The 2426-nt window shown below is 73.2% G+C and carries 2 protein-coding genes; both read right to left on the bottom strand.

The window, feature by feature from the left end; genetic code table 11:
• Positions 1 to 61 precede the first annotated feature (61 nt).
• Positions 62 to 781: a toll/interleukin-1 receptor domain-containing protein gene (locus ACTIDRAF_RS0225505; protein ID WP_039789751.1), complete on the bottom strand. Its 720-nt coding sequence runs from the start codon at positions 779 to 781 to the stop codon at positions 62 to 64.
• Between the two features lie 59 nt (positions 782 to 840).
• Positions 841 to 2130 carry a helix-turn-helix domain-containing protein gene (locus tag ACTIDRAF_RS0225510; RefSeq protein WP_016701482.1) on the bottom strand — a complete coding sequence of 430 codons (1290 nt, stop codon included), beginning with the start codon at positions 2128 to 2130 and terminating at the stop codon, positions 841 to 843.
• Between the last annotated feature and the right edge of the window lie 296 nt (positions 2131 to 2426).

A 2426-nucleotide genomic window follows, 5' to 3' on the forward strand; every position in this document is an offset into this window, starting at 1 on the left:
GTGGCGGGTCCCGGTGGGGGTGGGGGCGTCCCCTCTCCGCCCCCACCCCCGTTCCCCCCGATCACCGGCGCCCCTCCCGGCGCCGGCCGCCCCAGTGCTGGACGATGCCGTGGTGGTTGTCCCCGGCGACGTAGGTGGTGCCGTCGCCGTGGAACTGGGGAGCGGTGAACTGCGGTCCGCTCCCGGTGTGCACGGGGGCCTGGTAGGTCTCCTGGTAGTGCGTGGCCTGCACCGCCCGGCCGTCGACCCGACCGATGGTGTTGGTGGTCGACGGCGTGGCAGGGGGCCGCGGCTCGCTGTCCGGGGCCGCGGCGGCCAGGCCGGGGAGCACCTCCGCCAGGGAGTCGGCGAGCCGTGCGAGGTCCTCGTTCGCGGTCCGCACGTCCAGCGTGCGGTACTGGCAACGGACCAGCGGGGCCAGTTCGGTGGGCAGCTCCTCGCGGTCGAGCCGGGTGCGGCCGCCGACGAGGACCGGCACCACCCGCACGTCGTGGCGGAACGCCTCCACGATCTCCCGTCGGGTCCAGTCGGTGTCGCGGTCCACCGCACGGCCCTCGGCGGTGGAGCCGGCCGTCAACCACCGGCCGCCGATAACGGCCAACAACGCCTCGCTGCTCCGGACGGCGGACAGCAGTGCCTCCTCGAAGTCGGCGCCCGGGGGGATGGACTTGCTGTCCCGGAAGACGACCTCCGACCCGAACCGCCGGGACAACTCCCGTTCGATCAGGGTCGCGGCCATTTCCTCATCGCCGGTGCGGTAGTTGACGAAGACGCGTGTCACGGACACTTCTCCTTCGGGGTTTCCGGAGGGACGGGCCGCGCGGGGACGCGCGGCGGGGTTCACACCGCCTCGGAGCGCAGGGCGGCGGTGAGACGCGGGTACAGGTCGTGGACCTCCCGGTGGGTGTGCCAGCGAGCGAGGGTGCGGGTGAGCCGGCGGAGGTCGGCGGCGATGGTGGCCGAGCTGACGACGGTGACCGCCGGGAGCAGCCGTTCGGTCAGCGCGCAGGCCTGCTCCACCTCGCCGGCGGCGGCGTGCGCGAGGGCGAGCCGCAGCCCCCACCGGGCCCGGCTGCGCAGCGCCGTCGAGGGCAGCGCCTCGACCTGCTCCTCCAGCACCTCCACCGCCTGGGCGGGCCGGCCGAGCTCGAACAGGCACCAGCCGGCGGTCATCTCCGCGACGTCGGCCACCGTGGTCGTGCCCAGCACCGGGCCCTCGTTGTCCTCCCGGCGGGCGAACAGCTCCCGGGAGCGGTCCAGGGCGCGGTGGCACTCGGTGTGGTCACCGGCCAAGGCGTGGCCCTGCGCCTCCCGGCTCGCCGCGAGGGCCAGCACCCGGCCGGGGGCGTGCCGGTCCCGCTGGGCGCGCCGGGACAGGTCGATGGTCTGGGCGGCGTCCTCCCGGTAGAGGGTCACCACGGCCCGCTGCACGAGGGAGTAGGTGATCAGGTGCGGGTCGTGGCCCTCGGTGGCGAGGTCCACGGCCAGCCGGGTCCACCACAGGGCCGACTGGTCGTTGCCCGACTCCTGCGCCATCCAACCGGTGAGTTCGGCGTAGCGGGCGCCCAGCGCGAGCAGTTCGACGCGGGTCCGCTCCGGGGCGGACGCGGCGAGGTTGCGCAGCGCGTCGGTCTGCGTGACCAGCGAGGGCAACACCACGCTGGGGCTGGCGGTCTGCGCGAGGCCGCGCAGGTTCTCGAAGAGTGTGCGGAAGAGGTCCACGGCGGGCTGTTCGGCCGCCGTGGCCGCCACTCCCTGCCCGGTGAGCGTGAAGCCCATCAACGAGCCCGCCCCGAGGGCGAGCGCGTCTCTCCTGTTCATGGGTCGGAACCAGCTGGAGCCGCCCTGGGTGAGGTTCATCAGCCATACCTCGCGATCCTCGGAGTCCACCTCGGTAGTCGCGGGTTCGGGTTTCCGGGGGGTGGCGAGGGACGCGAGCCTTCCGTCCGCCTGGAGAACGGCGTCGCAGCGGCGGGCCACGTCCGGGCGTGCCGGTTTGGACCCGTTCTCCAGTTTGCTCAGGTATCCCTTGCTGTAATGCGCGAGATTCGCGAACTCGCCCAGGGACAGCCCCGCTTTCCTCCGTAACCGTCGAAGCTCCGCACCGAACAGTGTGGATTCCTCCGCCACTCGCGCCTCCCCGTTTCCCGTTGCCTCCCGGCGAGGTACGCGGAAACCGCTGGTTGCCGGGTCCGTCCCCGATGACCCTTGAGTCAGGACACGGGGAGCACCGACAACACTACGGAACGTGTCGGGCGCCTGTGCGAGGGAGGAGGCAGTCATGGCGTGGGAGCGGCTGAGGTCGGCGGTGGGGGGCACGGCCTCGCACCTGGTGTGCACGGTGCTGTTCACCCTGGTGCAGGGATGGGCGTTGGTGTCGCTGGTGGCGGGTGCGGGGGTCGGGCGGCTGCCGCTCGCCCTGGTGG

The organism is Actinoalloteichus spitiensis RMV-1378 (assembly GCF_000239155.1).
Lineage (GTDB): Bacteria > Actinomycetota > Actinomycetes > Mycobacteriales > Pseudonocardiaceae > Actinoalloteichus_B > Actinoalloteichus_B spitiensis.